This is a genomic window from Roseomonas sp. TF40, from assembly GCF_057219975.1.
This window is the reverse complement of sequence record NZ_JBXVVR010000006.1, coordinates 260,628-286,305: the sequence shown is the minus strand read 5'-3', so window position 1 is coordinate 286,305 and position 25,678 is coordinate 260,628. Positions and strand designations below refer to the sequence as shown.

At 73.3% G+C, this 25,678-nt stretch carries 15 protein-coding genes; 10 read left to right on the top strand and 5 right to left on the bottom strand.

The window, feature by feature from the left end:
• The first annotated feature begins 40 nt into the window (after positions 1–40).
• The 3 genes from fabF (at position 41) to AC2D9U_RS18065 (ending at position 3,383) form a co-directional block, all read left to right on the top strand.
• Entirely contained in the window at positions 41–1,330 is a 1,290-nt protein-coding gene (fabF, locus tag AC2D9U_RS18075; protein ID WP_484751596.1) for a beta-ketoacyl-ACP synthase II, read from the top strand.
• A 48-nt stretch (positions 1,331–1,378) separates the two neighbouring features.
• On the top strand, positions 1,379–2,362 hold the full coding sequence (gene mltG, locus AC2D9U_RS18070) for an endolytic transglycosylase MltG (protein ID WP_484751595.1): 984 nt from the start codon (positions 1,379–1,381) through the stop codon (positions 2,360–2,362).
• A 145-nt stretch (positions 2,363–2,507) separates the two neighbouring features.
• Positions 2,508–3,383 carry a DMT family transporter gene (locus AC2D9U_RS18065; RefSeq protein WP_484751594.1) on the top strand — a complete coding sequence of 292 codons (876 nt, stop codon included), beginning with the start codon at positions 2,508–2,510 and terminating at the stop codon, positions 3,381–3,383.
• A gap of 3 nt (positions 3,384–3,386) precedes the next feature.
• Here the strand turns inward: AC2D9U_RS18065 and mutL are convergent, their stop codons facing one another.
• The 3 genes from mutL to AC2D9U_RS18050 form a co-directional block, all read right to left on the bottom strand.
• Entirely contained in the window at positions 3,387–5,153 is a 1,767-nt protein-coding gene (gene mutL, locus AC2D9U_RS18060) for a DNA mismatch repair endonuclease MutL (RefSeq protein WP_484751593.1), read from the bottom strand.
• A 31-nt stretch (positions 5,154–5,184) separates the two neighbouring features.
• Positions 5,185–6,801, bottom strand: coding sequence for a glucose-6-phosphate isomerase (pgi, locus tag AC2D9U_RS18055; protein WP_484751592.1), 1,617 nt, complete (start codon positions 6,799–6,801; stop codon positions 5,185–5,187).
• Positions 6,802–6,876: 75 nt separating this feature from the next.
• Positions 6,877–7,233: a DUF1127 domain-containing protein gene (locus AC2D9U_RS18050; RefSeq protein ID WP_484751591.1), complete on the bottom strand. Its 357-nt coding sequence runs from the start codon at positions 7,231–7,233 to the stop codon at positions 6,877–6,879.
• 188 nt (positions 7,234–7,421) lie between these two features.
• On the opposite strand from AC2D9U_RS18050, the gene AC2D9U_RS18045 reads away from it, so the two are divergent.
• The 7 genes from AC2D9U_RS18045 to bcsD all read left to right on the top strand — a co-directional run bounded on the left by AC2D9U_RS18045 (position 7,422) and on the right by bcsD (position 21,851).
• On the top strand, positions 7,422–9,200 hold the full coding sequence (locus AC2D9U_RS18045) for an aminopeptidase P family protein (protein ID WP_484751590.1): 1,779 nt from the start codon (positions 7,422–7,424) through the stop codon (positions 9,198–9,200).
• A gap of 125 nt (positions 9,201–9,325) precedes the next feature.
• A complete protein-coding gene (locus tag AC2D9U_RS18040) occupies positions 9,326–10,393 on the top strand; it encodes a family 8 glycosyl hydrolase (RefSeq protein ID WP_484751589.1) in 1,068 nt (355 codons plus the stop codon).
• Positions 10,394–11,457: 1,064 nt separating this feature from the next.
• A complete protein-coding gene (locus AC2D9U_RS18035) occupies positions 11,458–11,685 on the top strand; it encodes a hypothetical protein (RefSeq protein ID WP_484751588.1) in 228 nt (75 codons plus the stop codon).
• Between the two features lie 18 nt (positions 11,686–11,703).
• The gene (gene bcsQ, locus AC2D9U_RS18030; RefSeq protein WP_484751587.1) at positions 11,704–12,504 is read left to right on the top strand and encodes a cellulose biosynthesis protein BcsQ; all 801 of its coding nucleotides are present in this window, start codon (positions 11,704–11,706) and stop codon (positions 12,502–12,504) included.
• Complete coding sequence (bcsA, locus tag AC2D9U_RS18025) at positions 12,501–17,360, top strand: UDP-forming cellulose synthase catalytic subunit (RefSeq protein ID WP_484751586.1); 4,860 nt, start codon at positions 12,501–12,503, stop codon at positions 17,358–17,360. The genes bcsQ and bcsA overlap by 4 nt, the downstream gene beginning before the upstream one ends.
• Entirely contained in the window at positions 17,360–21,358 is a 3,999-nt protein-coding gene (locus AC2D9U_RS18020) for a cellulose biosynthesis protein BcsC (RefSeq protein ID WP_484751585.1), read from the top strand. The genes bcsA and AC2D9U_RS18020 overlap by 1 nt, the downstream gene beginning before the upstream one ends.
• 13 nt (positions 21,359–21,371) lie before the next feature.
• Positions 21,372–21,851, top strand: a complete 480-nt coding sequence (gene bcsD / locus AC2D9U_RS18015; RefSeq protein ID WP_484751584.1) for a cellulose biosynthesis protein BcsD — start codon at positions 21,372–21,374, stop codon at positions 21,849–21,851.
• 53 nt (positions 21,852–21,904) lie between these two features.
• Here the strand turns inward: bcsD and AC2D9U_RS18010 are convergent, their stop codons facing one another.
• Both AC2D9U_RS18010 and AC2D9U_RS18005 read right to left on the bottom strand, forming a co-directional pair.
• Entirely contained in the window at positions 21,905–23,956 is a 2,052-nt protein-coding gene (locus AC2D9U_RS18010) for a hydantoinase/oxoprolinase family protein (RefSeq protein ID WP_484751583.1), read from the bottom strand.
• Positions 23,953–25,602, bottom strand: a complete 1,650-nt coding sequence (locus AC2D9U_RS18005) for a hydantoinase B/oxoprolinase family protein (RefSeq protein ID WP_484751582.1) — start codon at positions 25,600–25,602, stop codon at positions 23,953–23,955. Before AC2D9U_RS18005 ends, AC2D9U_RS18010 begins: the two co-directional genes overlap by 4 nt.
• Positions 25,603–25,678: the final 76 nt, after the last annotated feature.

Below are 25,678 nucleotides of genomic sequence, written 5' to 3'. Positions count from 1 at the left end.
GCCGCTCGCATCCCGCGCAGAATAAAGGGGGAGACCAGCGGTGTTCGGTCACCTGAACGCGCCGCGGCGCGTTGTCGTCACGGGCATGGGAATCGCCTGCCCGCTCGGCCTTGGCGTCGAGAATGTGTGGAAGCGCATGCTGGCCGGGGAATCCGGCCTCGGCGCGATCCAGAATTTCGATACCGCGCAGTTGACCGCGAAGATCGCCGGGCAGATCCCGGCCGGGACCCGCGCCGAGGGCAAGCTCGACGTGCACGAGTGGATCCCGGTCAAGGACCAGAAGAAGATGGACCGCTTCATCCAGCTCGCGCTGGTGGCGGCCGTCGAGGCGGTCGAGGACAGCGGCTGGATGCCTGGCCCCGACCAGGAAGAAGAGCGTTGCCGCACCGGTGTGATGATCGGCTCGGGCATCGGCGGCCTGCCCACGATCTATGAGGCCTCGCTGCTGATCAGCCAGGGCAAGGCGCGGCGCATCTCGCCCTTCTTCATCCCCTCGGCCCTGATCAACCTCGCTTCCGGCCACGTCTCCATCCGCTACGGCTTCAAGGGCCCGAACCACGCCGTGGTCACGGCCTGCGCCACCGGCGTGCATGCGCTGGGCGATGCGGCACGCCTCATCGCGCTCGGCGATGCCGATGTCATGGTCGCCGGCGGCACGGAAGCGGCGGTGAGCGAGATCGGCATGGCGGGTTTCTGCGCCTCCCGCGCGCTCTCGACCAGTTTCAACGACAACCCCACCGCGGGCAGCCGCCCCTGGGACCGCGACCGCGACGGCTTCGTCATGGGCGAGGGCGCGGGGGTGCTGGTGCTCGAGGAATATGAGCACGCGAAGAAGCGCGGCGCGAAGATCTATGCCGAGGTGATCGGCTACGGCATGTCGGGCGATGCGCACCACATCACCGCCCCCTCCGAGGATGGCGATGGCGCCTTCCGCTCGATGCGCGCGGCACTCCGCAGCGCCGGGCTAGCGCCGTCGGACATCCAGTACGTCAACGCGCACGGCACCTCGACGCCGATGGGCGACGACCTGGAACTCGGCGCGGTGGAGCGGCTCTGGGGCGATGCGGCGAAGGGCCTGGCGATGTCCTCGACCAAGTCGGCCATCGGGCATCTGCTGGGTGCGGCCGGCGCGGTGGAGGGCATCTTCTCCTGCCTCGCCATCCGCGACAACGTGGCACCGCCCACGCTGAACCTCGAGAATCCGTCGCGCGAGAGCGTGATCGACCGCGTGGCGAAGCAGGCCCAGCCGCGGCGCATCGAGATCGCGCTGTCCAACAGCTTCGGCTTCGGCGGCACCAACGCGAGCATCATCTTCAAGCGGGCGGCGTGATCGGCCCGGCCTTGCCAAGCGGGCAGGGCCGGTCCATCCCCTGCTGACATGCGTCGTCTTCTTGCTCTTGTCGTTGTCCTCACCCTCCTGGCCGGGGGCGGCGCCCTCGCCTGGTGGCAGGCCAAGGCCAGCTACACCGCGCCCGGCCCGCTGGCCGAGCCGACCACGCTGGTCGTGCCGCGCGGCGGCGCCATGGCGATCGCCGAGGCGCTGGCCGAGCGCGGCATCATCCGCGACTACCGCCTCTTCCTCGTCGCCTTCTTCCTGACGCGCGACGCCGGCCCGCTGCGGGCGGCCGAGTTCCTTTTCCCCGCCCGCGCGAGCATGGCCGAGGTGCTGGACATCCTGCGCCAGGGCAGGCCCGTGCAGCGCCGCCTGACCATCCCCGAGGGGCTCACCATCCGCCAGATCGCCCTGCTGCTGGAGCGCACCGAGGGGCTGGTGGGCGAGATGCCGGCGGTGCCCGAGGGCGCGATCCTGCCCGAGACCTATGCCTTCCAGTTCGGCGACACCCGTGCCTCGCTCGTGCGCCGCGCGACCCAGGCGATGGACCAGGCACTGGCCGAGATCTGGGCCAGCCGCACCCCGGGCCTGCCGCTGGCGACGCCGCGGGAGATGCTGATCCTGGCCTCGATCGTCGAGCGCGAGACGGGCCGCGATGCCGAGCGCGCGCGCGTCGCGGGCGTCTTCGTCAACCGGCTGCGGCGCGGGATGATGCTGCAATCGGACCCCACCACCGCCTATGCCGCGGCCGATGGCGGGGTGCTCGACCGGCCGCTGACCCGGGCCGACCTCGAGCGCGACCACCCCTTCAACACCTACCGCATCCGCGGCCTGCCGCCCGGCCCGATCGCGAGCCCGGGGCGCGAGGCGCTGCGCGCCACCGCCCGGCCCGAGCCGAACGACTTCCTGTTCTTCGTCGCGGATGGCACGGGCGGGCATGCCTTCGCCCGCACGCTGGAGGAGCACAACCGCAACGTCGCCCGCTGGCGCGAGATCGAGAGGACACGCGCGCCGGTACCGGCAAGATGATGGCGCATTTGTTGCGTTTCTGCCTGCGGCCCGAAGGGCCGAGCGGCCGCAGGGCCGCCGCGGCACATGCCGCGAAGCCAAGGCGGCCGGAGGGCCGCCGCCCGGCGTCTGAGGGGCACGAAGGCGAAGCCTTCGGGCGCAGGACATGACGCCTCTGACCGGCTGGCCGCTGTGGTGGCGGATGATCGTGATCGGCGGGCTCTGGGGGTCGTCCTTCCCCCTGCTGCGGATCGTCGCGCTGGAGATGTCGCCGCTGGCCATCGCCTGCCTGCGCGGCGGCTTCGCGGCCCTCGCGGTGCTGGTCTTCATGGCCGCGACCGGGCAGTTGCAGCGCTTCCCGCGCCGGGTGCTGATCGGCGCGCTGGTGCTCGGCACCACCAATGGCTGGGTGCCCAACCTGCTGACGGCGGTTGCGCTGAACCATATCGAGGCCGCTCCCGCGGCGCTGATCCATGCCGCCACGCCCCTGCTGGTGGCGCTGGTCGCCATCCCCTTCCTGGCGGAGGAGCGCCCCGGCCCGCGCGGCGCGGCGGGGCTGCTGGTGGGGTTCCTCGGCATCGCGGTGATCCTCGGCCCGGCGGCGATGGAGGGCGGGGCCACGCTGCTCGGGGGCTTGCTGATCCTGGCCTCGGGCGTGGCCTATGCGGCGGGCACGGTCTATGCGCGCAAGGCGAAACCGGGCGCGGCGGCGCCGCTCGCGCTTGGCCAGCAGATGGTCTCTGCCAGCGTGGCCGGCGCGCTGGCCCTGCCTTTCGCGCCGGCGGGCAGCTTCGACCTGTCCTTGCAGTTGTGGGTGGTGCTGGCGCTGCTGGGCGCCTTCGCCTCGGCCCTGCCGCTGACCATGTTCCTGATGCTGCTGCAGCGCGCGCGGGCCACGGATGCGGGGATGGTCGGCTACCTCCAGCCCCCCTTCGCCGCCGCCGTCGCGGCCGTGCTGCTGGGCGAGTGGCCGGAACTGCGGGTGCTGCTGGGCGGGCTGATCGTGCTCTCGGGCGTCTGGCTGGCGACGAGCCGGCGATAGAGCTTACCGCCGCCCGAACAGTTTCTCGAGTTCCGCCTGCCCCAGCCGCAGCACGGTCGGCCTGCCATGGCTGCAGGTGGCGGCGCGGGGCGTGGCTTCCATCTGGCGCAGCAGGGCGGCCATCTCGGCGCCGTTGAGCCGCCGCCCCGCGCGGATCGAGCCATGGCAGGCGAGCCGCGCCACGGCGGCCTCAAGCCGGGCCTCAAGGGCGAGGGATTCGCCCATCTCCGCCAGCTCCGCCGCCAGGTCGCGCAGCAGGGCGCTGGGATCGGGCGCGCCGAGCAGGGCGGGCAGGGCGCGCACCAGCACCGCGCCGGGGCCGAAGCCCTCGATCTCCAGGCCGAGCCGGGCCAGCTCCCCGGCGCGGTCCAGCAGCCGCGCCACATCCCCGCCGGGCAGTTCCACCACGGCGGGCAGCAGCAAGGGCTGGGCGCGCACGCCGCCGGCGATGAGCTGCGCGTGCAGCGCCTCATGCGTCAGCCGCTCATGCGCCGCGTGCTGATCGACCAGCACCAGCGCCCCATCCGGCGCCTCGGCCAGCACATAGGTCTCCAGGATCTGGGCGAGCGGCCGGCCGAGCGGGCCTTCCTCGGCGAAGTCGGGCAGCGGCGCGGGGGCCGGCGCCGGGGCGAAGCCCAGCGGGAGCGGGCGGGGCGCGGGGCGTGGCGCGGCGGCGGGCCGCCAGCCGCCGAAGACCGGGGCGGGCGCCTCGGCGAAGCCCGGCGGCGATGTGCCGGCTGGCTGCGGGGCCTGGGGCGCGAGGCCCTCCGGCACCGCGCCGCCCGCCCCCACCGCCAGGGCGCGGCGCAGGGCGGAGATCATCAGGCCGCGCACGCCTTCCGCATCGCGGAAGCGCAGCTCGGTCTTCATCGGGTGGACGTTCACATCCACCGCCTCGGGCGGGACCTCGAGGAACAGCGCGGCGGCGGCGAAGCGCCGGGCCGGGATCAACTCGCGATAGGCCACGCGCACCGCCGTCTGCAGCAGCTTGTCGCGCACGGGGCGGCGATTCACCACCAGATGCTGCGCCGCCGAGGTGGCGCGGTGATGCGTGGGCAGCGCGGCCTGTCCTTCCAGCGCGAGTGCCCCCCGCGCTGCTTCGACCGGCACGGCGGCGGCGGCGAAATCCGGGCCGAGCAGGGCGGCGATGCGCGCCGCCTGGCTGGCCGGGGGCAGGTCGAGCGCGAGCCTGCCCTCCACCTCCAGGCGGAAGGCGACCTCGGGCCAGGCCATGGCGAGGCGTTCCACCGTCTCGACCGCCGCCTCGGCCTCGCTGCGCGGGGATTTCAGGAAGGCGCGCCGCGCGGGGGTGGCGAAGAACAGGTCGCGCACCTCGATCCGCGTGCCCGGCGCGCCGGCGGCCGGCGCCACCGCGCCCTTCCGCCCGCCCTCCACCGTGATGGCATGGGCCTCCCCGCCCGCCGGGCGCGAGACGAGGTTTAGCCGCGCCACCGCGCCGATCGAGGGCAGGGCCTCGCCCCGGAAGCCGAGCGTGGCGATGCGGAACAGTGCCGATTCATCGGGCAGTTTCGAGGTGGCGTGGCGCTCCACGGCCAGGTCGAGGTCGGCGGCATCCATGCCGCGCCCGTCATCCTCGACCAGGATGCGCCCGATGCCGCCCTCCTCCAGCGCGATGGCGATGCGCCGCGCCCCGGCGTCGAGCGCGTTCTCCACCAGCTCCTTCACCGCGGCGGCCGGGCGCTCCACCACCTCGCCGGCGGCGATGCGGTTGGCGGTGGTCTCCGGCAAGAGTCGAATCCGCGCGGTCATGCCCCTGGCATGGGCCCGCGCGGGGCGGCGATCAAGCGCCGTGCTGCGCGCCCAGGATTTCGGCGATCATCGCCCCGGTCGCCGCATCGGCGGCCGGCGCCCCTCCGCCCAGCGCCGGCAGGATGCCCCCCGCCAGCTGCTTGCCCAGCTCCACCCCCCATTGGTCGAAGGGGTTGAGCCCCCAGAATGCGCCGAGGCAGGCCACCTTGTGCTCATAGAGGGCCACCAGCGCGCCGAGCGTCTGCGGCGTGAGGGCGGGCAGCAGGATGGTGACGCTCGGCCGGTCGCCGGGGAAGATGCGGTGCGGCAGCAGGCGCGCGATCTCGGCCTCGGGCAGGCCGGCCATGGCGGCGCGGGCTTCCGCCGCGGTGCGGCCGCGGGCCAGCGCCTCGGCCTGGGCGAGGCCGTTCGCCAGCAGGATGCGATGGCTCTCGGCATGGCCATGGTCGGGCCGCGCCACCAGGATGAAATCGACCGGCACCGGGGTGGTGCCCTGGTGGATCAGCTGCAGGAAAGAATGTTGAGCATTGGTCCCCGGCTCGCCGAAGACCACGGGGCCGGAGGCGCGCGGCAGGGGGGCGCCGGCCACGCTCACCAGCTTGCCCAGGCTCTCCATCTCCAGCTGCTGCAGATGCGCGGGCAGGCGGGCGAGGCGCTCGTCATAGGGCAGCACGGCGCGCGCGCCATAGCCCAGCGCGTTCACGTGCCAGATCTCGGTGGCGGCGAGCAGGAAGGGCAGGTTGCCCGCGAGCGGCGCCTCCAGGAAGTGCCGGTCCATCGCGGCCGCGCCCTCGAGCAGCCCGGCGAAGGTCTCGACCCCGCAGGCGAGCGCGATGGAGAGCCCGACCGCCGACCACAGGCTGAACCGCCCGCCGACCCAGTCGCGGAAGCCGAAGACCCGCGCGGGCGGGATGCCGAAGGCCGCCGTGGCCGAGAGGTTGGTGGAGAGCGCGGCCAGGTGCTGCGGCGCGGCATGGGCGCCGAGCGTGCCCTCCAGCCAGGCCTTCACCAGCCGCGCATTGGCCATCGTCTCCTGCGTCGTGAAGGTCTTGGAGGCGACGAGCACCAGGGTGGTCTCGGGGTTCAGCCCGTGGCGCATCGCCTCCCAGGCATGGGCATCGACATTGGCGAGGTAATGGGCGCGCAGCGGCATGGCGTGGCGCCAGAGCGCGCGGGTGACCATGGCCGGGCCAAGGTCGGAGCCGCCGATGCCGATATTCACCACATCGGTGAAGGCGCGCCCCGTGGCGCCGCGGATCTCGCCGCGATGCACGGCGGAGGCGAAGTCGCGCATGGCGGCGAGCGTGGCGTGGACCTCGGCGGAGGCGTCCTCGCTGCCGGTGGTGAAGGCGCCGGGCGGGCCGCGCAGCGCCATGTGCAGCGCCGCGCGGCCTTCCGTGGCGTTCACCTTCTGGCCCGCGGCCATGGCATCGCGGAAGGCGGTGACCCCCGCGGCCTGCGCGAGGTCGCGGAGCGCCGCCAGCACCTCGTCATCCAGGGCGGTGCGCGAGAGATCCAGCAACAGGCCGGCGCCGCGATGATGCATCCGCGGGGCGCGGCCGGGATCGACGTCGAGCCTGGCGCGGATCGCGCGCGCCTCGGGGCGTGCTGCCAGCCTGTGCAGCGCCGCCCAATTCTGTTCGACCATCTGGCCCCCTGCCACCGTGCCGCATCACGAGGATGCGGCAGGCGCGTGGCGAAGGCCAGATGGCCAAACTTCGGGTCAGGCGGCGGTCTTGCTGCCTGCCCGGTTGGAGTTGGCGGCGGCGGGCAGCTCGTAGCCGGGCTCGAAGACCCGGGCGATGTCGCCGCGCACCATGCCGATATCGGCCAGTTCGCGGTCATTGAGCTGGCGCAGCTGCGCATAGGTGGCGCGCTTGCGCGGCCAGTCGGCGATGGCGGTGGCGACCACGCCGAGCACCCGGCCGATGGCGCGGAAGCCGTTGCTCAGGCGGCGCGCGATCTCGGCGTCGCGCTGGGCGCGGGCTTCGCGGTGGATCGCGGCGAGCTTGAAGGCCGTGCTGTCCGGGCCGAAGCTGGTCCACAGCGCGGGATCGAGACGAGCGGGGCGGGAGTCCATGATACTTTCCATTCTTCACTGGATGCTGCGGCCGGACCCTCATGGCCCGGCGCTTCAGCGTCTTCGCAGTCGCAACATGGGTGGGCCGGGCGCCAAGGTCATGCGCCGGTCTGGCACATGAGGTATGCGCCAAATGCATGAAACATTGTGGACACATGCTCGAATGTTAGGACTTCAGTGACCCCGCCATGACACAGACCCTCTCCCCCGCCGCCCGCCTCGCCGCGCTGCGCGCCGGTTTCGACGCCGCCGGCATCGACGCCCTGCTGGTGCCCCGCGCCGACGAGTTCCTCGGCGAATACGTGCCCCCCAGCGCCGAGCGCCTGGCCTGGCTCACCGGCTTCACCGGCAGCGCCGGCATGGCCCTGGTGTTGCGCGACCAGGCGGTGCTCTTCGTCGATGGCCGCTACACCACCCAGGCGGCGGCGGAGTGCGACCGCACGCTCTGGCAGATCCGCCACCTGATCGAGCAGCCCCCGGCGGGCTGGGTGAAGGACCACGCGCCCGGCCTGCGGCTCGGCCATGATCCGGACCTGCACAGCGAGGCCGCGCTGGCCCGCTTCACCGAGGCGGGGGCGAGCCTCGTGGCCCTGCCCGCCAATCCGATCGACGCCGTCTGGCCCGACCGCCCCGCGCCCCCCTTCGGCCTGGCCATGGTGCATCGCCCGGAGTTCGCCGGGGAGGGGGCGGATGCCAAGCGTGAGGCCGCCGCCGCCCTGCTGCGCGCCGAAGGGCAGCGGGCCGCGCTGCTCGCTGACCCGCACAGCGTCGCCTGGCTGCTCAACATCCGCGGCACCGACCTCGCGCATACGCCGCTGGTCCTGGCCCGCGCCCTGCTGCACGACGATGCGCGCGTCACGCTCTTCCTGGCGGAATCCCGCGCCGATGCCGCGCTGCGCGCCCATCTGGGGGCGGGCGTGGCGCTGCGCCCGCCCGGCGCGCTGGCCGCCACGCTCGCCAGCCGGGAGGGCCGGGTGCGGCTCGACCCGGACCTGACCCCGGCCTCGGCCGTGGCGGCGCTGCGGGCCGGGGGAGGGGAGCCGGTCTTCGCCGAGGATCCCTGCCGCCTGCCGCGCGCCTGCAAGAACCCCACGGAGCAGCAAGGCGCGCGCGCCGCGCATCACCGCGACGGGATCGCGCTGGCGCGCTTCCTCGCCTGGTTCGCGCGGGCTGCGCCGGCGGGCGGGCTCACCGAGATGTCGGCGGCCGCCGAATTGCTGCGGCTGCGCGCCGAGGGGGTGCATTTCGTGGCCGAGAGCTTCCCCGCCATCAGCGGCGCCGGCCCGCATGGCGCGGTGATCCATTACCGCGCGACCCCCGCCACCGACCGCGCCATCGGGCGCGAGGAGGCCTATCTGATCGACAGCGGCGCGCAGTACCGGGACGGCACGACCGACGTCACCCGCACGCTCTGGACCGGCCCCGGGCCGGCGCCGGCGGCGCTGCGCGAGCGCTACACCCGCGTGCTGCGCGGGCACCTCGCCCTCTCGGCGTTGCGCTTCCCCGAAGGCGTGGCGGGGCCGCATCTGGATGTGCTGGCGCGCGCGCCGCTCTGGGCCGTGGGGCTGGATTACGACCACGGGACGGGGCATGGCATCGGCAGTTTCCTCTGCGTGCATGAGGGGCCGGCCGGCATCTCCCGCGCCGCGAAGCCGATCCCGCTCAAGCCCGGGATGATCCTGTCCAATGAGCCCGGCTACTACCTGCCCGGCCAGTACGGCATCCGCATCGAGAACCTGCTGCTGGTGACCGAGGCGCCGCGCCAGCCCGACCAGATGCGCGCCTTCCTGCAGTTCGAGACGCTGACGCTCGCCCCCTATGATCGCGCGCTGATCGCCGTCGCGGTGCTGAGCCCGGCTGAGCGGGCGCAGGTGGATGCCTATCATGCGCGGGTGCTGGCCGAGCTTGGCCCGGCGCTGCCGCCCGAGGCGGCGGCCTGGTTGGCGGAGGCCTGCAGGCCCTTGTGACGGCGGCGCAGTGGCGGGTTGAGCCGGGGGGGCGGCCCTGCCGGCGCATCGCCCCGCCGCCGGCCCGCCCCGCCTTGCGGCGGCCCGTTAAGCGCGGCTTCACGCCGGTGGCGGAGAGTGCACCCATGTCGCTCTCCCGCCGCGCCCTTTGTCTCGCTTCGCCGGCGTTGCTCCGGTGTCGTGCCGCGGGGGCCAGCGCGGTGCCGGTGGGTGCCGATCCGGCGGTCGAGGCGGCCGAGTGGCGTGCTTTCGCGGCGCGCTTCCTCACCCCCGAGGGCCGTGTGGTCGATACCGGCAATGGCGGCATCTCCCACAGCGAGGGGCAGGGCTGGGCCCTTCTCTGCGCCGAGGCCGTGGCGGATCGCGACCGGTTCGACCTGATCCTGGGCTGGACGGGTCGCGCCCTGTCCCGGCCCGGCGATGCGCTGCTGTCCTGGCGCTGGCGGCCGGAGGCCGGAGTCGAGGACCCGAACAACGCCACGGATGGCGATCTGATGATCGCCTGGGCCCTGCTGCGGGCCGGGACACGCTGGCAGTCCGATGCCTACACCGACCAGGGAACGGCCATCGCCCGGGACGTTCTGCGGTTTTTGACACGTCAGGTCGGCGACGACACGGTGCTGCTGCCGGGTCTGCGCGGCTTCGAGCTGCGGGATCACATCGTGGTGAATCCTTCCTACTACGCGTTTCCGGCGCTGCGCGCCTTGGCGCGGGCGGTGCCGGATCCGCGCTGGCTGGTGCTCGCGGGCGATGGCATTGCCCTGTTGCGGCGCAGCCGCTTCGGCCGCTGGGGCCTGCCGCCGGATTGGGTGGCGCTGCCGCGCGGCGGGGGACGCCCGAGCCCTGCGCCGGGCTGGCCGGCGCGCTTCTCCTACGACGCGGTGCGGGTGCCGCTGTACCTGGCCTGGGCGGGGCTGGGCCAGGAGCCGGCCGCCGCGGCGGCGACCAGCTTCTGGGCGGATCCACGCCACCCCCGCCTGCCGGCCTGGACGGATCTCGGCTCGAACGCGATCTCGCCCTACCAGGCGTCGAGCGGGATCCAGGCCATCGCCCGACTCGCCGCCGCGCAGGCCGCACCACCGCCCGGCGGGCTGGTCGTTGCGGGGGTGCAGGAGGCGCGGGACTACTATGCCGGCATCCTGACTCTGCTCGTTCGTCTCGCGTGGCGAGATTCGCCGAGAGTAACGGTCTAAGAGCGCATTTGGCGCGTCGATTGGCTATTCCATTCCTGGCAGCCTCGCGGCATCTTGCGGCGCACTAAGTCGGGGGTTTCAGGCGGATGGCGCAGGATACGGATGTCGCTCGGGTCGCAGCAGCCTTGCGCGCGCCCGGCATCCGCTATCGTAGTTTCGGTAACGAACCGGTTCGGACCTCCGCGACGGCAGCGGGGGGCGAGTTCTCGCTGCTGAGCGCCGGCCTCACCGCTGCCGCTGAAGTCGCCGCCCAGCAGGGCAATGCGGCCGAGTCCTGGGCCGCGCCGGCCGAGACTGCCGCCCCCTCCTACGCGCCGGAGGTCCAGGCGCCTGAAGCCGAAGCGCCTCAGGCCTATGCCCCCCAGACCTACCAGCCCCAGGCCTACGCGCCCGAAGCCTATGCCAATGAGCCGCGGGCGCGCGACTCCTACGCACGCGATACCTACGCCCAGGCCTCCTATCAGCCGTCGGCTCCCGCCTGGCCCGGCCCGGAGTCGGCCGCCCCCCGGCGCGAACCGGCCGCGCCGACCTGGGAAGAACCGGCCCAGCCGGCCTGGACCGAGGCGCCCCCGCCATCCTGGGCCGCCACCCCCGCGCCCCTGCCGAGTTGGTCCGATACCCAGGCCGAGGCCTGGCCGGCTGCCGTGGCAGAGCCCTGGCCTGCCGAGCCAGCCGCGGCCGCCCAGCCCGCCCCGGCCTGGACTCCCGCACCTGCGCCCGCCCCCGCACCTGTCGCAGCGACGGTGCCGGCGCCCACGCCGGCACCCATGCCCCTGCCGGCCCCGGCACGCAGCGCCGCTGTCGCGCCTGCCCAAGTTGCGCCAGCCCCGGTCGCGCCTGCCCCGGTTGCGCCTGCCCCTGTTGCGCCTGCCCCTGTCATGACGGCGCCTGCGCCTGTTCCCGGGCCCGCCGCGCCCCGCCCTTCTTCGCTGCTGCAGGCGGCGGAGGCGATCAACAGTGCGGCCAGCCGCCCGCCGCTCTCCACCTTGGCGGAGATCGGCGCGCCACCCCCTCCCGCCCTGCCTCTGGAGCCGCCGCGGCCTGCGCCGGCGGCGCTCTTCCCCTTGATCGAGGCGCTCGATCTGCCGGGCGGCTTCGCCCCGCGCCGCGCCGCTGCGCCGCTTCCTGCCGAGCAGCCCGCGCCGCCGCCCGCCGGCCCGCAGGCCGCAGCTGCCGTCACCTTGCCGCTCGCGGAACTGTTTCGCCTGCTCGCGACCGGACCCGCGCCGGCTGAGCCCGCCTTTGCCCTGCTGCGCAGCCAACCGGCGCGCGCGCACGGGCCCCAGACCTGACCGGAGGCTTTTTCGCCCATGCCCCTCATCTGCTTCGCGTCTCCCAAGGGCGGCGTCGGCAAGACCACCCTCGCCGCCAACATGGCCGATGCGCTGCAGCGCGAGGGCCGGCGCGTGCTGGTGATCGATCTTGACCCGCAGAACACGCTGCGCCTGCATTTCGGCGTGCCGCTCTCCGACAATGGCGGATTCACCGCCGACCTGCCGCGCCGGCCGGACTGGCGCAACTGCATCCGCAATTCCGCATCGGGCGTGATGGTGCTGCCGCATGGCGCGATGGAACTGCGCGGCGCGCTCGGCCTCTCCGCCGCGCTGGAGCGCGACCCGGACCTGCTGGCCGCACCGCTGCGCGCCATCCTGGCCGATCCGGGCCTGACCGTGATCGCCGACACGCCGCCCGGCCCCTCCCATGCGCTGGCGGTGCTGGTGCCCATGGCCTCGATGGTGGTGGCGGTGCTGCAGGCCGAGGCGATCAGCGCCGCGCTGATCCCGGATATCGATTCTGGCCGCTTCCTCGGCTCGGGCACCATGGCGGCGCTCTTCGCGGGGCGGTTGCGCGTGGTGCTGAATGAGGTCGACCTGAATTCGCGCCTGTCGCGCGCCGCGGCCGATGCCGTGGCCCGGCATCTCGGCCCGCGCCTGCTCGGCGCCGTGTCGCGCGACGAGACGCTGGCCGAGGCGCTGGCGATGCAGAAGCTGGTGATGGAGATCGCGCCCGAGAGCCGCGCCGCCGAGGATATCCGCGCCATCGCGCGGGCCATCGAGGCCGCGCTGCCGCAGGCGCCGGAGCCCTTCGCGGGCGGCTGGGGCGCGCGGTGAGCGCAGCCGCCGGATTCAGCCGCAGCCGCGCGCTGCGCGGGGGCGTCTGGGCCAAGGGCTGGATCATCTGGCCCTTCCTGCTGCTTGGCGGCCTGATCGCGACCACCTTCATCGTCGCCCCGCTGGAGGCCGAGCAGCAGATCTGGCTGGCGGTGGCGGGCTTCCTGCTGTTCATCGTGGCGAACCGCATCCCCGGGCGCGGCATCACCATCTTCCTCACCTTGCTGTCCTGCGTGGTGTCGCTGCGCTACATCTACTGGCGCATGGTCGATACGCTGGAATTCACCAGCTTCCTCCAGACCTTCCTCGGCACCGGGCTGATCCTGGCCGAGATCTACGCCATCGCCACCATGCTGCTGGCCTATTTCCAGGCGATCTGGCCGCTCGAGCGCAAGCCCGTGCCGCTGCCCGACGACCCCGAGGAATGGCCGACGATCGACGTCTTCATCCCGAGCTACAACGAGCCGCTGGAGATCGTGAAGCCGGCCATCTACGGCGCCTTGGCGATCGACTGGCCCGGCCACAAGTTCAACGTCTACCTGCTCGATGACGGGCGGCGCGACGAGTTCCGCCGCTTCTGCGAGGAGGTGGGCTGCGGCTACATCATCCGCCCCGACAACAAGGGCGCCAAGGCGGGCAACATCAACCACGCCCTGACGCAGACGAACGGCGAATACATCGCCATCTTCGATTGCGACCACGTCGCCACGCGCGCCTTCCTGCAGTTGACCGTGGGCTGGCTGCTGCGCGACCGCGACCTGTGCATGGTGCAGACGCCGCACCACTTCTACTCACCCGATCCCTTCGAGCGGAACCTCGCCTCCGGCCAGCGCGTGCCCAATGAGGGGCTGCTGTTCTACGGCATGGTGCAGCAGGGCAACGATCTCTGGAACGCCACCTTCTTCTGCGGCTCCTGCGCCGTGATCCGGCGCGAGGCGCTGGAAGAGGTGGGCGGCGTGCCGACCGCGACCGTGACCGAGGACTGCCATTGCAGCCTCAAGATGCAGCGGCGCGGCTGGCGCACGGCCTATCTGCGCATCCCGCTGGCGGCGGGCCTGGCGACCGAGCGCCTGATGCTGCACATCGGCCAGCGCATGCGCTGGGGCCGCGGCATGATCCAGATCATGCGCATCGAGAACCCGCTCTTCGCCTCGGGTCTGAAGCTGCACCAGCGGTTCTGCTACTTCATGTCGCAGTTCCACTTCCTCTTCCCGCTGCCGCGCTTCGTCTTCCTGACCGCGCCGCTGGCCTTCCTGCTGTTCGGCGAGAGCATCATCGCGGCGAGCCCGCTGGCGATCCTGGCCTATGCCGGGCCGCACATCCTGCATTCGGTGGGCGCGACCTCCCGCCTGTCGGGCCATGTGCGCCACAGCTTCTGGTCGGAAATCTATGAGACGGTGCTCGCGCTCTACCTCATCCCGGTGATGCTCGCGACGCTGCTCGACCCGAAGAAGGGCAAGTTCAACGTCACCGACAAGGGCGGCACGCTGCAGGAAGGCTTCTTCGACCTGCGCGCCGTGGGGCCGAACATGGTGCTTGCGGTGGCGCTCATCGCCGGGCTGCTCTCGGGCATCTACGGCCTGACGACCAACCCGGTGGAGAGCCTCGATTTCCAGGCCTTCGCGCTGAACATGCTCTGGTGCGCGCTGTCCTTCGTGGTGGTGCTGGCGGGCCTGGCGGTGGGCCGCGAACGCCGGCAGGTGCGTGAGCGTGCGCGCGTCGGCGCGATCATCGCGGCGAATGTGGTGCTGCCCGACGGGCGCGTGATGGAAGGCGAGACGATGGACCTCTCGCTCGGCGGCGCCGCCGTGGCGGTGACACGCCCCGAAGGCGTGGCCGACGATGCGGAGATCACGCTCGAGCTGGATGTCGGGCCCGAATGGGTCGCCATCCCGGCCGAGGTATTGCGCTGGCAGGATGAACGGCTGCAGGTGCGCTTCGCGGCGCAGACGCTGCAGGATGAAGGCAACATCGTACGCGCGGTCCTGGGCCGCGCCGATGCCTGGGTGGATTGGGACGACGTGCGCGAAGACAAGCCCTTGCGATCTCTGGCCGAGGTGGCGCGCTCGATCGGCGGCCTGTTCCGCGGCGACAGCCAGTTCTCCTACTTCGTCCGGCGCAACCGCGGCCGCAAGGCGGCGCCGCGCAGCACCGTCCCGGTGGAGCCCACCCCGGATGCGGCAACGCCCGAGGCCGCGGCGGCACCGGCCGCCGTCGCCGCCACGCCGCCCGCGCCCGTGCGCCGCGCCCGCGGGGAGAGCACCATCCGCCGCGCCGCCGCGGTGGCGCTGATGCTCGCCCTGGGCGCGCCCGGCATGGCCACCGCGCAGGTCACGCTGCGCGGCGCCCCGCCGCCGCCCACGCCCCTCCAGCCCGGGCCGCAGGGCCTGCCGGCGACGCTGCCGCCCCAATCGCCGGGCATCGGCGGCTTCGGTGCGCCAGCGACCCAGGGGGCGGCCGTGCCGCTCGCTCCGGCCCCGGTGCCGACCAGCCCCTTCCTCGCCCCGGTTCAGCCCGCCCAGGCGCCGGCGCCCGCCCCGGCCTCGCCCTTCGGCCAGACCAATTTCCCGAGCCAGCCGCTGGGCGGTGGCCAGGGGCTTGGCGGCGGCGGCGTGGGGGGCAGCCCGAATGTCGGCGTGGCCCCGCTGCCGGCCGCGCAGCCGGGCTTCCTCGGCTCCGTGCCGAATGTCGGCAATTTCGGCGCGCCGACGGGCGCCGTCGGTTCCTCGCGCACCGAGACGCGCACGCTGCGCCAGCTTGGCCTGCGCGCGCCGATGCAGCTGCGCGGCACCTCTGACCTGCAGGGCGTGCTCTTCGGCGTGCGCGGCGATGAGGTGGTGACCGGCGCGCGGCTGGTGCTGCAGGGGGCGACCAGCCCGGCGCTGATCCCCGAATACAGCCAGATCATGATGGCGCTGAACGAGCAGTTCGTCGGCGTGATCAACCCCGATCGCAACCGCCCCGCCTTCGGCCCGCTGGAATTCCCGATCAACCCGGTGTTCTTCGCGGATCTCAACCGGCTGAACTTCCGCTTCACCGGCCGCTACACGATCGAGTGCAACGACCCGCTCTCGGGCCTGCTCTGGTCCAACATCTCCGACCTCTCGACGCTGCAGGTGACGCTGGAGCGCCTGCCGCTGCAGCGCGATCTCGCGCGCCTGCCCGAGCCCTTCTTCGACCCGCGCCTGCTGCGCGAGCCGCTGGTTCTCCCGGTGGTGGTGCCGGACGGGACGGGCAATGAGCAGCTGAAGGCGGCCGCCACGGTCGCATCCTGGTTCGCGGTGCAGGCGGATTACCGCGGGGCGAGCTTCCCCGTCTCCTTCTCCCTGCCGCAATCGGGCAATGCGGTGGTGATCCTGGGCGGGCAGGATTCGATCCCCGGCGTGGCGCTGCCGCGCTTCGAGGGACCGACCGTCGCCCTGGTCTCCCACCCCACCGACCCCTTCGGCCTGCTGCTGGTCGTGGGCGGGCGCACCGGCGCCGAGGCGGCGCAGGCCGCGCAGGTGCTGGCCGGATCGCGCGAAGCCCTGGCGGGCGAGATCGCGGTGGTGCAGGCGGTGAACACGCCGCAGCGCACGCCCTATGACGCGCCGCGCTGGATCCGCTCGGACCGCCCCGTGCGCTTCGGCGAGCTGGTGGATCCTTCCGAACTCCAGGCCTTCGGCTATGCGCCGGGCCCGATCGCCATTCCGTTCCGCACCGCGCCCGACCTCTACACCTGGCGCGGCCGGCCGCTGCCGGTGGAGATGCATTATCGCGCCCCGCCGGGCCCGATCATGGATGTGGCGGTGTCGCGCGTCGATGTCGCGCTGAACGACATCTACCTGCGCTCCCTGCCGCTGCGCGACATCGAGCCGGGCTGGCCGCTGAACATCCTCTCGCGCCAGTTCGTGCAGAGCGAGCGGCAATCGAGCCGCTTCGGCCTGCCCGCCTACCTCATCTTCGGCATGAACGAGCTGCAGTTCCGCTTCGACATGCGCCCGCTGCACCGCGGCGACTGCATCGCGGTGCCGGCGGATGTGCGCGCCACCATCGACCCGGACAGCACCATCGACCTGACCGACGCCTATCGCTTCACGACGCTGCCGAACCTCGCCTTCTTCGCCGGCTCGGGCTTCCCCTTCACGCGCATGGCGGATTTCTCCGAGACCGCCGTGGTGCTGCCCGAGCGCCCGACGACGCAGGAACTCAGCGCCTTCCTCTCGCTGATGGGCCGCCTCGCCGCGCATGTCGGCCATGCCACCACCAAGATCGAGGTGGTGCGCCCCGGTGGGCTTGAATCCGTCGCGGCGCGCGACCTGCTCGTGATCGGCCCGCTGGGCCGCCAGTCGGCGCTGAACACGCTGCTGCGCGACGGGCCGGTGATGCTCGAGGGCAACCGGATGCAGGTCGCCACGCCGGATGCGCTGGAGGGCTTCCGCAACCTCTTCCTTGGCGATGAGCCCCGCATTGCGCGGCAGGAAGCGCAGGCGCTGCTGGCTTCCCCGGGTGAGGGGCTGGGCATGCTGATCGGCTTCGAGAGCCCGCTGCGCTCGGGCCGCTCGGTGGTGGCGCTGACCGGCACCACCGCCACGGGCATGGACGCGATGCTGGCCGCGCTGCGCGACCCCGAGCAGTCGCCGCGCGTGCAGGGTGACCTCGCCATCCTCTCCGCCGGGCGGGTCAACGCCTTCACGCTGGGCAACCGCTACACGGTGGGCAGCCTGCCGCCGCATGTCTGGCCGCAATTCTTCTTCCAGACGCGCCCCGACCTGCTGCTGCTGCTGCTGGTCGTGGCCTGTGCCATCGTCGCCGTTCCCTCCTATTGGGCCCTGCGTCGCCGCGCCGCCATGCGCCTCCGGACCCGTACGCAATGATGACGCCGACCCTTCGCACCCGCCTGCTGGCCTCGGTCTTCTCCCTCGTTGGGCTGCCGGCCCTGGTCCAGCCTGCGCTGGCACAGGGCGTGGTGCCGCTCACGCCCGGCGTCGCGCCCCAGGCCGGGGGGCAGACCGCCTTCGTGCCGGCGCTGGTGCCGGCCGGCGCCCCGCAATCGGCGGCGGTGACCGCGCTGCTGGACCAGGCGAACTACTGGAAGCTTCAGAACCGGCCCGAGCAGGTGCTCCGCACGCTCGAGCGCGTGCTGCAGGTGGCGCCGAACAATGCCGAGGCCCTGTCGGGCGTCGCCGAGGCCCATGCGCAGATGGGCAACACCGCCCAGGCGCAGGAAGCGCTGGCTCGGCTGCGCGCCGCCGCACCGGCGGATCCGCGCACCGCGGCGGCCGATGTGGCGGTGCGGACCTCCACCGTCGATGCCGGGCAATTGGCCCAGGCGCGCCAGCTTGCCCAGGCCGGGCGCAATGCCGAGGCCGCCGAGCGCTACCGCGCGCTGTTCCGCGGCGGCCCCGTGCCGGACAGCTTCGCGCTGGAATACTACCAGAACCTGGCGGGCACCGAGGGCGGCTGGGTCGAGGCCCGCGACGGGCTGCTCAACCTCTCCCAGCGCGCGCCCAACAACAACGCCGTGCAGCTCGCCTATGCGCGGGTGCTGACCTATCGCGAGGATACCCGCGCCGAGGGGATCGAGCGCCTGCGCCGCCTCTCCGCCCGCCCCGATACGCAGCAGAGCGCCTCCGCCGCCTGGCGCGAATCCCTCACCTGGCTGGGCGCCGGGCCCGAGGCGGTGCAGCCGCTGGAAGGCTATCTGCAGCAATTCCCGAATGATTCCGACATCGCCCGGCGGCTCGAGGAAGCGCGCAACCCGCCCGGGGGCGCGGTGGACCCCGGCGCCGACCTGCGCTTCCGCGCCTGGGACGCGCTGCAGCGCAACCAGGTGCGGGAGGCCGAGCAGGGCTTCAACCAGGCGCTGGCCATCAACCCCAACGACGCCGAGGCGCAGGGCGGTCTCGGCCTGATCCGGCTGCGGCAGAACCGCGTGGCCGAGGGCCGGCGCCTGCTGCAGGATGCGATCGTCAATGATCCGACCCGGGCCGAGGATTGGCGCCGGGCGCTGAACTCCATCGGCACCGGGGGCGGTGGCGGCGGCGGGGCGCGCGGCGTGGCCGGCGCCGGCGGGCGTGGCGGCGGCGGGGCGGTGACCACGCCCGATCTGCAGCGCGCGCGCAACCTGATCGATGCCGGCAACATCGCCGAGGCCGAGCCCGTGCTGGCGCGCATCGTCGCGCGCAATGGCGGCGACCGCCCGGATGCCGAGGCGCTGCAGGGCGACATCGCGCTGCGCCAGGGCAATGCGGCGCTGGCCGAGCAGCGCTTCCGCGCCTCCCTCGCGCGCCGGTCCAATTTCGGCGCCGCCCTGTCGGGCCTCGCCAGCGCGCTCCAGGCCCAGGGCAAGTTCGCCGAGGCCGAGGAGATCCAGCGGCGCCTGGGCACCGGCACCCCGCCGCAGGTCCGCGCCGAGGCGCTGCGGGCCGAGGCGAACCGCACCGATGATCCGGCGGCGGCGGCCGCGCTGCTGCGCGCGGCCATCCAGGCCGACCCGAACAATCCCTGGCTGCGCACCGACTATGCGCGGCTGCTGGCGCGCTCCGGCCAGGGCGCGGATGCGCGGCGCATGATGGATGAGAGCGTGGCCAACCGCTCGACGCCCGAGGCGCTCTTCGCCGCGGCCATCTTCGCCAACGAACAGGGCCGCCCGGCCGATGCCGTGCGGCTGCTGGAACGCGTGCCGGCCGGCGCCCGCAACGCCGACATGAACCGCTTCCTGGCCAGCGCGCGGATCCAGGCGGAGGTGCGCGGCGCCGCCGCGCTCGCCACCCAGGGCCGCCGCCAGGAAGCCCGCACCCGGCTGATGGCCATCGCCGCCCGCCCCGACCCGACCGGGGAGGCCGCGCCCGCGGCGGTGCGCGCGCTGAACGCGATGAACGAGCCCGTGGCCGCCCAGCAGGCCGCCCGCCAGGCCGCCATCGCCGCGCGCGGGACGAACCCCACCGCCCAGCTCGCCGCCGCCGGCGCGCTGATGGAAGCGGGGCTGAACCGCGACGCCGCGGCCGTCACCCAGACCATCGACCCCAACCGCCTGACGCCCGACCAGCGCCAGGTGGCGCAGGGGCTGCAATCGGGCCTCGTCATCCGCGCCTCCGACCAGCTGAACCAGCGCGGCGACCAGGCCACCGCCTTCGAGGTGCTGGCCCCCACGCTGCGCGCCGATCCGCAGAACCCGGCGACGAACCTCGCGCTCGGCCGGCTCTACCAGGGCGCGCGGGACCATGAGCAGGCCGGGCGCATCGCGGAAGCCGTGCTCAGCCGCAATCCGCGCGACACGGATGCCCGCCAGGCCGCCATGGACGCCGCCATCGCCCGGCGCGACTGGGGCCGGGCCGAGGCCCTGCTGAGCGAGGGCGCGGCGCTGATGCCCAATGATGCGCGCATCCCGCTGCTGGAAGCGCGACTCGCCCGCGCCTGGGGCGATTCGACGCGGGCGCAGAGCGCGCTGAACCGCGCCGCCGCGCTGCGCCGCCAGCAGATCGGCCTGGATGCCCAGCCCGGCGTGCTCGGCACCGGCGGCATGGCCACCCAGGCGACGGTGCCGCAGCAGCAGCCCGCCGCGCCGGGCTTCGAGAACCCCTTCCGCCGCGTGCCCCTTGCCGGGCAGGGCGTGCCGCCCGAGGTCTTCGCCCCCGCGCCGGTCCGGGGCGCCAACCAGCAGGTCGCGCAGGTGCTGCCCAGCCCGGGCTTCGTGCCGCCGCCCGCCGACCCGCTGCTCGCCGAGATCACCCGCCAGCAGCAGGAGGTGCGGACCGAAGCCGCGCCGCGGCTCAGCCCGGCCTTCGGCCTGCGCGGCCGCAGCGGCGATTCCGGGCTCGACCGCCTGACCGAGATCCATGCCGGCGCCGAGGGCTCGGTCGCCGTGCCGGGCATCGGCGGGCGTCTGACCGCGCGCGCCAGCCTGGTCAACCTCGAGACCGGGGAGATCAGCCAGTCGGTGGCCAATGCGCGCCGCTTCGGCGCCGCCCCCCTGGTGCTCGGCACCAATGCCACCGCCGCCCAGGTGCGCGCGGCGACCAACACCGACACCTCGGTCAGCGGCTACACGCTGGGCGTGGCCTATGCGCGCGACTGGCTGAGCATGGATATCGGCACCACGCCGATCGGCTTCCTGATCGAGAATACGGTGGGCGGCATCGAGATCGCGCCCCAAATCTCGGAAGGCGTGCGGCTGCGCCTGATCGGCGAGCGCCGCGCGGTGACGGAGAGCATGCTTTCCTGGGGCGGGCGCTACGACCCGACCAGCGGCGCGACCTGGGGTGGCGTGACCCGCACCGGCGGGCGTGCGCAGCTGGAGTTCCTCTCGGGCGAGACCAGCTTCTACATCGCCGCGGGCTACTACCAGTTCGACGGCACGCGCGTGGCCGACAACAACCGCATCGAGGCCGGCGCGGGCTTCGTGACCCCCGTCTGGCGCTCCGGCAGCCAGGAGATCACGGCCGGGCTCGACCTCGTGTACTTCGCCTACGACAACAACCTCCGCTACACGACGCTCGGCCATGGCGGGTATTTCAGCCCGCAGACCTTCCTTGCCGCCTCGATCCCGGTGGATTGGCGCGGCCGCTCGGGCGACCTTGCCTGGCGGCTGGGCGCGAGCATCGGCGTGGCGCAGTTCAACGAGGACCGCGTCGCGGTCTTCCCGAACGACCCGAGCCTGCAATCGCAGCTGGTCGCCCTGGCCGCGAGCGACGGCACGCTCAGCACGCATTACGCGGCGCAGGACAAGACCGGCCTGACCGCCGGGCTGCGCGGCGACCTGGAATACTCGGTCACCCCCGCCTTCCGCATCGGCGGCGCGCTGCGCCTGGATCAGGCGGCGGATTGGAACGAGTATCGCGCGCTGCTCTACGCACGCTATCGCTTTGAATAAGCTGGACCTCAGCATGACCTCGGCCGAACCGATCACCGCCGCCTACCTCGCCCGCCGCTCGGTCGGCCCGCAATGGCGCGGCTTCCTGCGCGCCATGGTCGAGACGCTGGACGAACACCTGGACGCGGAAGGCCGCGCGGCGCTGCTGCGCGCCGTGGGGGCGCGCATGGCAGCCGCCCTGCCGCTCGCCTATTGCGACACGCTGGTGGATCTGGAGGCGCGGATGAATGACGCGCTGGCCGGCGCCGAATGGGGCTTCTGCCGCCTCTCCTTCGACGCCACCGCCTGCCGGCTGGTGATCACCCATGGCGCGGCCCCGGCCGTGGGCACCGGCGAGGATTCCGACGGCGCCTGGGCGGGGGCGGTGCTGGAAGGGCTCTACGGCGCCTGGTTCGCCGGCCAACCCGGCGCGGATGGCGCGCTGCGGCCGGTCCTGATCCGCTGGGAGCCGGGCGAGGCCGTGCTGCACTACGCCCGGGTGGCTGCAGCCTGATCGTCTTTGAGCAAGAAATCCGATCAGATGAGGTCATCTGATCGGAAATTGCTCTACCCCGGCAGCGTGACCTCCAGCCAGCCGCGGGCATCCAGCCGCGCGGCGTCGCCGGGCAGCAGCAGGACCGTGGTGGTGTCGCTCTCGACGATGGCGGGGCCAGGCACGGGCTGATCGGGCGCGAGGTCGGCGAAGCTCCAGACCGGCAGATCGGCCCAGGCGCCCTCGATCCAGGCGCGGCGGGTGGCCTGGGGCGTGGCGGCGTCGCGCGCCGGCAGGGCGGGGGCGGGGCGGGCCGGCAGGCGGCCGATGGCGGCGAGCCGCGCCGTGACCAGCACCACCTCCTCGCCCTGCAGCGCATAGGTGAACAGCGCCTCATGCCGCGCATGGAAGGCGGCTGCGAGCCGGGCGGGCAGGCCGGGGGCGGACCACTCCACCGCATCGAGCGGCACCCCGACCTCGAAGACCTGCTCGCCATAGCGCATGTCCGCGCTGCGGCGGATCAGCGGCTCGCCCGGCATCCAGGACGCCAGCCGCGCGCGCGCGGCGGCTTCCAGCGCGTCGAACAGGGCGCGCAGTTCGGCTTCCTCCGGCAGGCCGGTGGCGCCGACCAGGCTGCGGGAGACCTCGTAGCGCAGATCGGTCTGCAGCATGCCCCAGGCCGAGAGCCCGGCGGCGAGCAGCGGCACGGCCACGCGCCGCATGCCGAGATCCCGCGCGACCGCCGAGGCGTGCAGCCCCGCGGCCCCCCCGAAGGCGAGCAGGGTGAAGCCGCGCGGATCCACGCCGCGCCGCACCGTGGCGACGCGGATGCCCTCGGCCATCGCCACATTGGCCAGCGCATGGATGCCGGCCGCGCATTCCATCGCCCCGAGCCCCAGCGCCGTGCCGAGCCGCGCCACGGCATCCTGCGCCGCCGCGGTGTCGAGCCGCCGCGTGCCCCCGAGGAAGCGCGCGGCGTCGAGGTAGCCGAGCACGAGATTCGCATCCGTCACCGCGGGTTCCGTCCCGCCCGCGCCGTAGCAGGCCGGGCCCGGCACCGCGCCGGCGCTGCGGGGCCCGACCCGCATCATCCCGCCCGGGCCGACATGGGCGATGGAACCGCCCCCCGCCCCCAGCGTGACGATGTCGAGGCTCTCCAGCGCGATGCGCTCGCCCCCCACGGCGCGCCCGCGGCCCAGCGCGGCCTCCCCGCCCGCGATGAGGGCGACATCGGTGGAGGTGCCGCCGACATCGAAGGTCACGAGGTCCTCGCCCAGCCCTGCCTGCGCCAGGGCCAGCCCCGCGGCCACGCCCCCGGCCGGGCCGGAGAGCGCCGTGCCGGCGGCAAGCCGCGCGGCCTCCGCCACGGGCGCCACACCGCCATGGCTGAGGATGACGAAGAGCGGGCCGTGGAAGCCGGCCTGCTCCAGCCGCTGTTCCAGCCGGCCGAGATAGGTGGCGACGATGGGCCCGACGGCCGCGTTCACCACCGTGGTGGAGAAGCGCTCGAACTCCTTGATCTGGGGCAGCACCTCGCTGCTCAGGGTGACATAGGCGCCGGGCAGGGCCGCGCGCACCGCATCACCCACCGCGCGCTCATGGCTGTCGTCGCGCCAGGCATGCAGCAGGCAGACCGCCACCGCCTCGACCTGCTGGGCGCGGAGCTGCGTGATGGCGTCCTCGAGCGAATCGAGATCGAGCGGCGTGGCCACCCGGCCCTCGGCGCGGATGCGCTCCCGCAGCCCGATCCGCCGCGCGCGGGGCACCAGGGGGGCGGGGGGCGAGAGGCGCAGGTCGTAGCGCTCGGGCTTCAGGCCCTCCCGCATCTCGATCACGTCGCGATGGCCCTCGGTGGTGATCAGGCCGATGCGCGCGGTGCGCCGTTCCAGCAGCGCGTTGGTGGCGACCGTCGTGCCATGCACCAGGCGCTCGGTCATCTCGAGCATCTCGCGCAGCGTCAGGTGCAGCGTGGCGGCGAGCAAAGCGAGGCCATCGAGCACGCCGCGCGACTGGTCATCGGGCGTGGTCGCGGCCTTGACCAGCAGCGTCGCGCCATCCGCGCCGAGGCAGACGACATCGGTGAAGGTGCCGCCGACATCGACGCCGATGCGATAGGGGGCGTTCACTTCACCAATCCTTCGGCCCGATCCTGCGCGATGCGGGTGGGATCGCGCAGCGCGGGATCACCCCAGCCGCCACCACCGCCCGAGCGCACCACCAGCACATCGCCCGGCGCGAGCAGGATCGCGGCCTCCTTGGTGCGCAACTCGCGCTCCGTGCCGTCCTTGTGGCGCAGCGTGTAGCGGTGCGGCGCGCCATCCGCGCCGCCGAGCATCCCGGCCGCGCCATGGCGCACGCCATCGCCCGCCGTGTTCGCGCGCGCCTCGCCCGCCGTCTCGATCACCAGTTCGAGTTCGGCGCCGAAGCCGCCGCGATACTGGCCCAGGCCGGCGGAATCGGGGCGGAATTCATGGCGGCGGAAGAAGAGGGGAAAGCGCGCCTCCGCCATCTCGACGCTGCCGAATTTCAGCCCGCCGGCGGAATGCCACTCGCCGGCGCCGGACCAGCCATCGCCCTGCGCATGGCCGCCGCCGCCGGGGCGCGCATGGAAGAGATGCCAGACGAATTTTTTCGAGTCACGCCGCGGATCGTTGCCCTGGATCGCGACGCGGAAGCGCCTGCCCCACCCACCCATGGCACGTTGCGGGCAGGCCGGCGCCAGGGCCTTCACGATCGCCTCGACGATCTCGTTGCTGCAATGGCTGGTGCAGAGCGTCACCGCCGCGCCGGGCCGCGCATTGACGATGCTGCCCTCGCGCGCCGTGACGGAGAGCGTGCGGAAGCAGCCCTCGTTCTTCGCCACCTCCGGGTCGAGCAGATAGGCGAGCGCCATGCGCGCCGCGCTCAGCGTGTTGGGCCAGGAGGAATTGACGAAGCCGCGCACCTGGTCGGCGCTGTCGGAGAGATCGACATGCACATGCCCGCCGCGCTTGGTGACGCGCGCGACGATGGGGATGTCGCGCGCGCCATGGCCGTCATCATCCAGCGTGGCCTCGCCGCGGTAGTCGCCATCGGCCCAGGATTCGATGATGCGCGCGGCATGGGCTTCCGCGAGGTCGAGGATCGCCTCCACCGCCGCCGCCAGCTTGCCCGCGCCATGCTGCGCGAGCAGCGCCTCGATGCGCTTGCCGCCGAGCCGTGCCGCGCCCCACATCGCCATCAGGTCGCCGCGGAAATCGCGCGCGATGCGGGTGTTCAGCGCCAGCATCTGCACGAGGTCCTCGCGCAGCGTGTCGTGCTCGCCGAGGCGGATGGGCGGGATGCGGATGCCCTCCTGCCAGATCTCGGTCGCGCCGGGGTTGTAGCCGCCATGCGTGGCGCCGCCGATGTCGGATTGATGGGCGCGCACCACGCAGAGGAAGCGCAGCCTCCCCTCACCGAAAACCGGGAGAACGATCGTCAAATCCGGCAAATGGCTGCCGCCATGCCAGGGGTCGTTCAGCAGGTAGCACTCGCCGGGCTTGATCGCGCTCCCGAAGGCCTTGAGCACGGCCTCAGCGGCAAGCGGCATGGCGCCGACATGCACCGGGATGTGATCCGCCTGCGCCACCAGCCGCGCCTGCGCATCGCACAGGGCAATGGAGAAATCGCGCGAGGAATTGAGGATCTGCGAGGTCGCGGTGCGCAGCAGCGCCTCGCCCATCTCCTCCACCACCGCGCGGAAGCGGTTCTCCAGCACGGCGAGGGTGACGGCGTCGGGTTTCTCGGACATGGGCGGGACGGTCCCGCGCGTCCAGTCACCCGTCAAGCTCCAGAGCAATAGCCGCTGCGATATCGCGGCGTTGCCG

Excerpts from the sequence above, each read along its gene's own strand:
- mltG (WP_484751595.1), top strand. The coding sequence starts at position 1,379 with ATGCGTCGTCTTCTTGCTCTTGTCGTTGTCCTCACCCTCCTGGCCGGG.
- AC2D9U_RS18065 (WP_484751594.1), top strand. The coding sequence starts at position 2,508 with ATGACGCCTCTGACCGGCTGGCCGCTGTGGTGGCGGATGATCGTGATC.
- mutL (WP_484751593.1), bottom strand. The coding sequence starts at position 5,153 with ATGACCGCGCGGATTCGACTCTTGCCGGAGACCACCGCCAACCGCATC.
- pgi (WP_484751592.1), bottom strand. The coding sequence starts at position 6,801 with ATGGTCGAACAGAATTGGGCGGCGCTGCACAGGCTGGCAGCACGCCCC.
- AC2D9U_RS18050 (WP_484751591.1), bottom strand. The coding sequence starts at position 7,233 with ATGGACTCCCGCCCCGCTCGTCTCGATCCCGCGCTGTGGACCAGCTTC.
- AC2D9U_RS18045 (WP_484751590.1), top strand. The coding sequence starts at position 7,422 with ATGACACAGACCCTCTCCCCCGCCGCCCGCCTCGCCGCGCTGCGCGCC.
- AC2D9U_RS18040 (WP_484751589.1), top strand. The coding sequence starts at position 9,326 with ATGTCGCTCTCCCGCCGCGCCCTTTGTCTCGCTTCGCCGGCGTTGCTC.
- bcsQ (WP_484751587.1), top strand. The coding sequence starts at position 11,704 with ATGCCCCTCATCTGCTTCGCGTCTCCCAAGGGCGGCGTCGGCAAGACC.
- AC2D9U_RS18020 (WP_484751585.1), top strand. The coding sequence starts at position 17,360 with ATGACGCCGACCCTTCGCACCCGCCTGCTGGCCTCGGTCTTCTCCCTC.
- bcsD (WP_484751584.1), top strand. The coding sequence starts at position 21,372 with ATGACCTCGGCCGAACCGATCACCGCCGCCTACCTCGCCCGCCGCTCG.
- AC2D9U_RS18005 (WP_484751582.1), bottom strand. The coding sequence starts at position 25,602 with ATGTCCGAGAAACCCGACGCCGTCACCCTCGCCGTGCTGGAGAACCGC.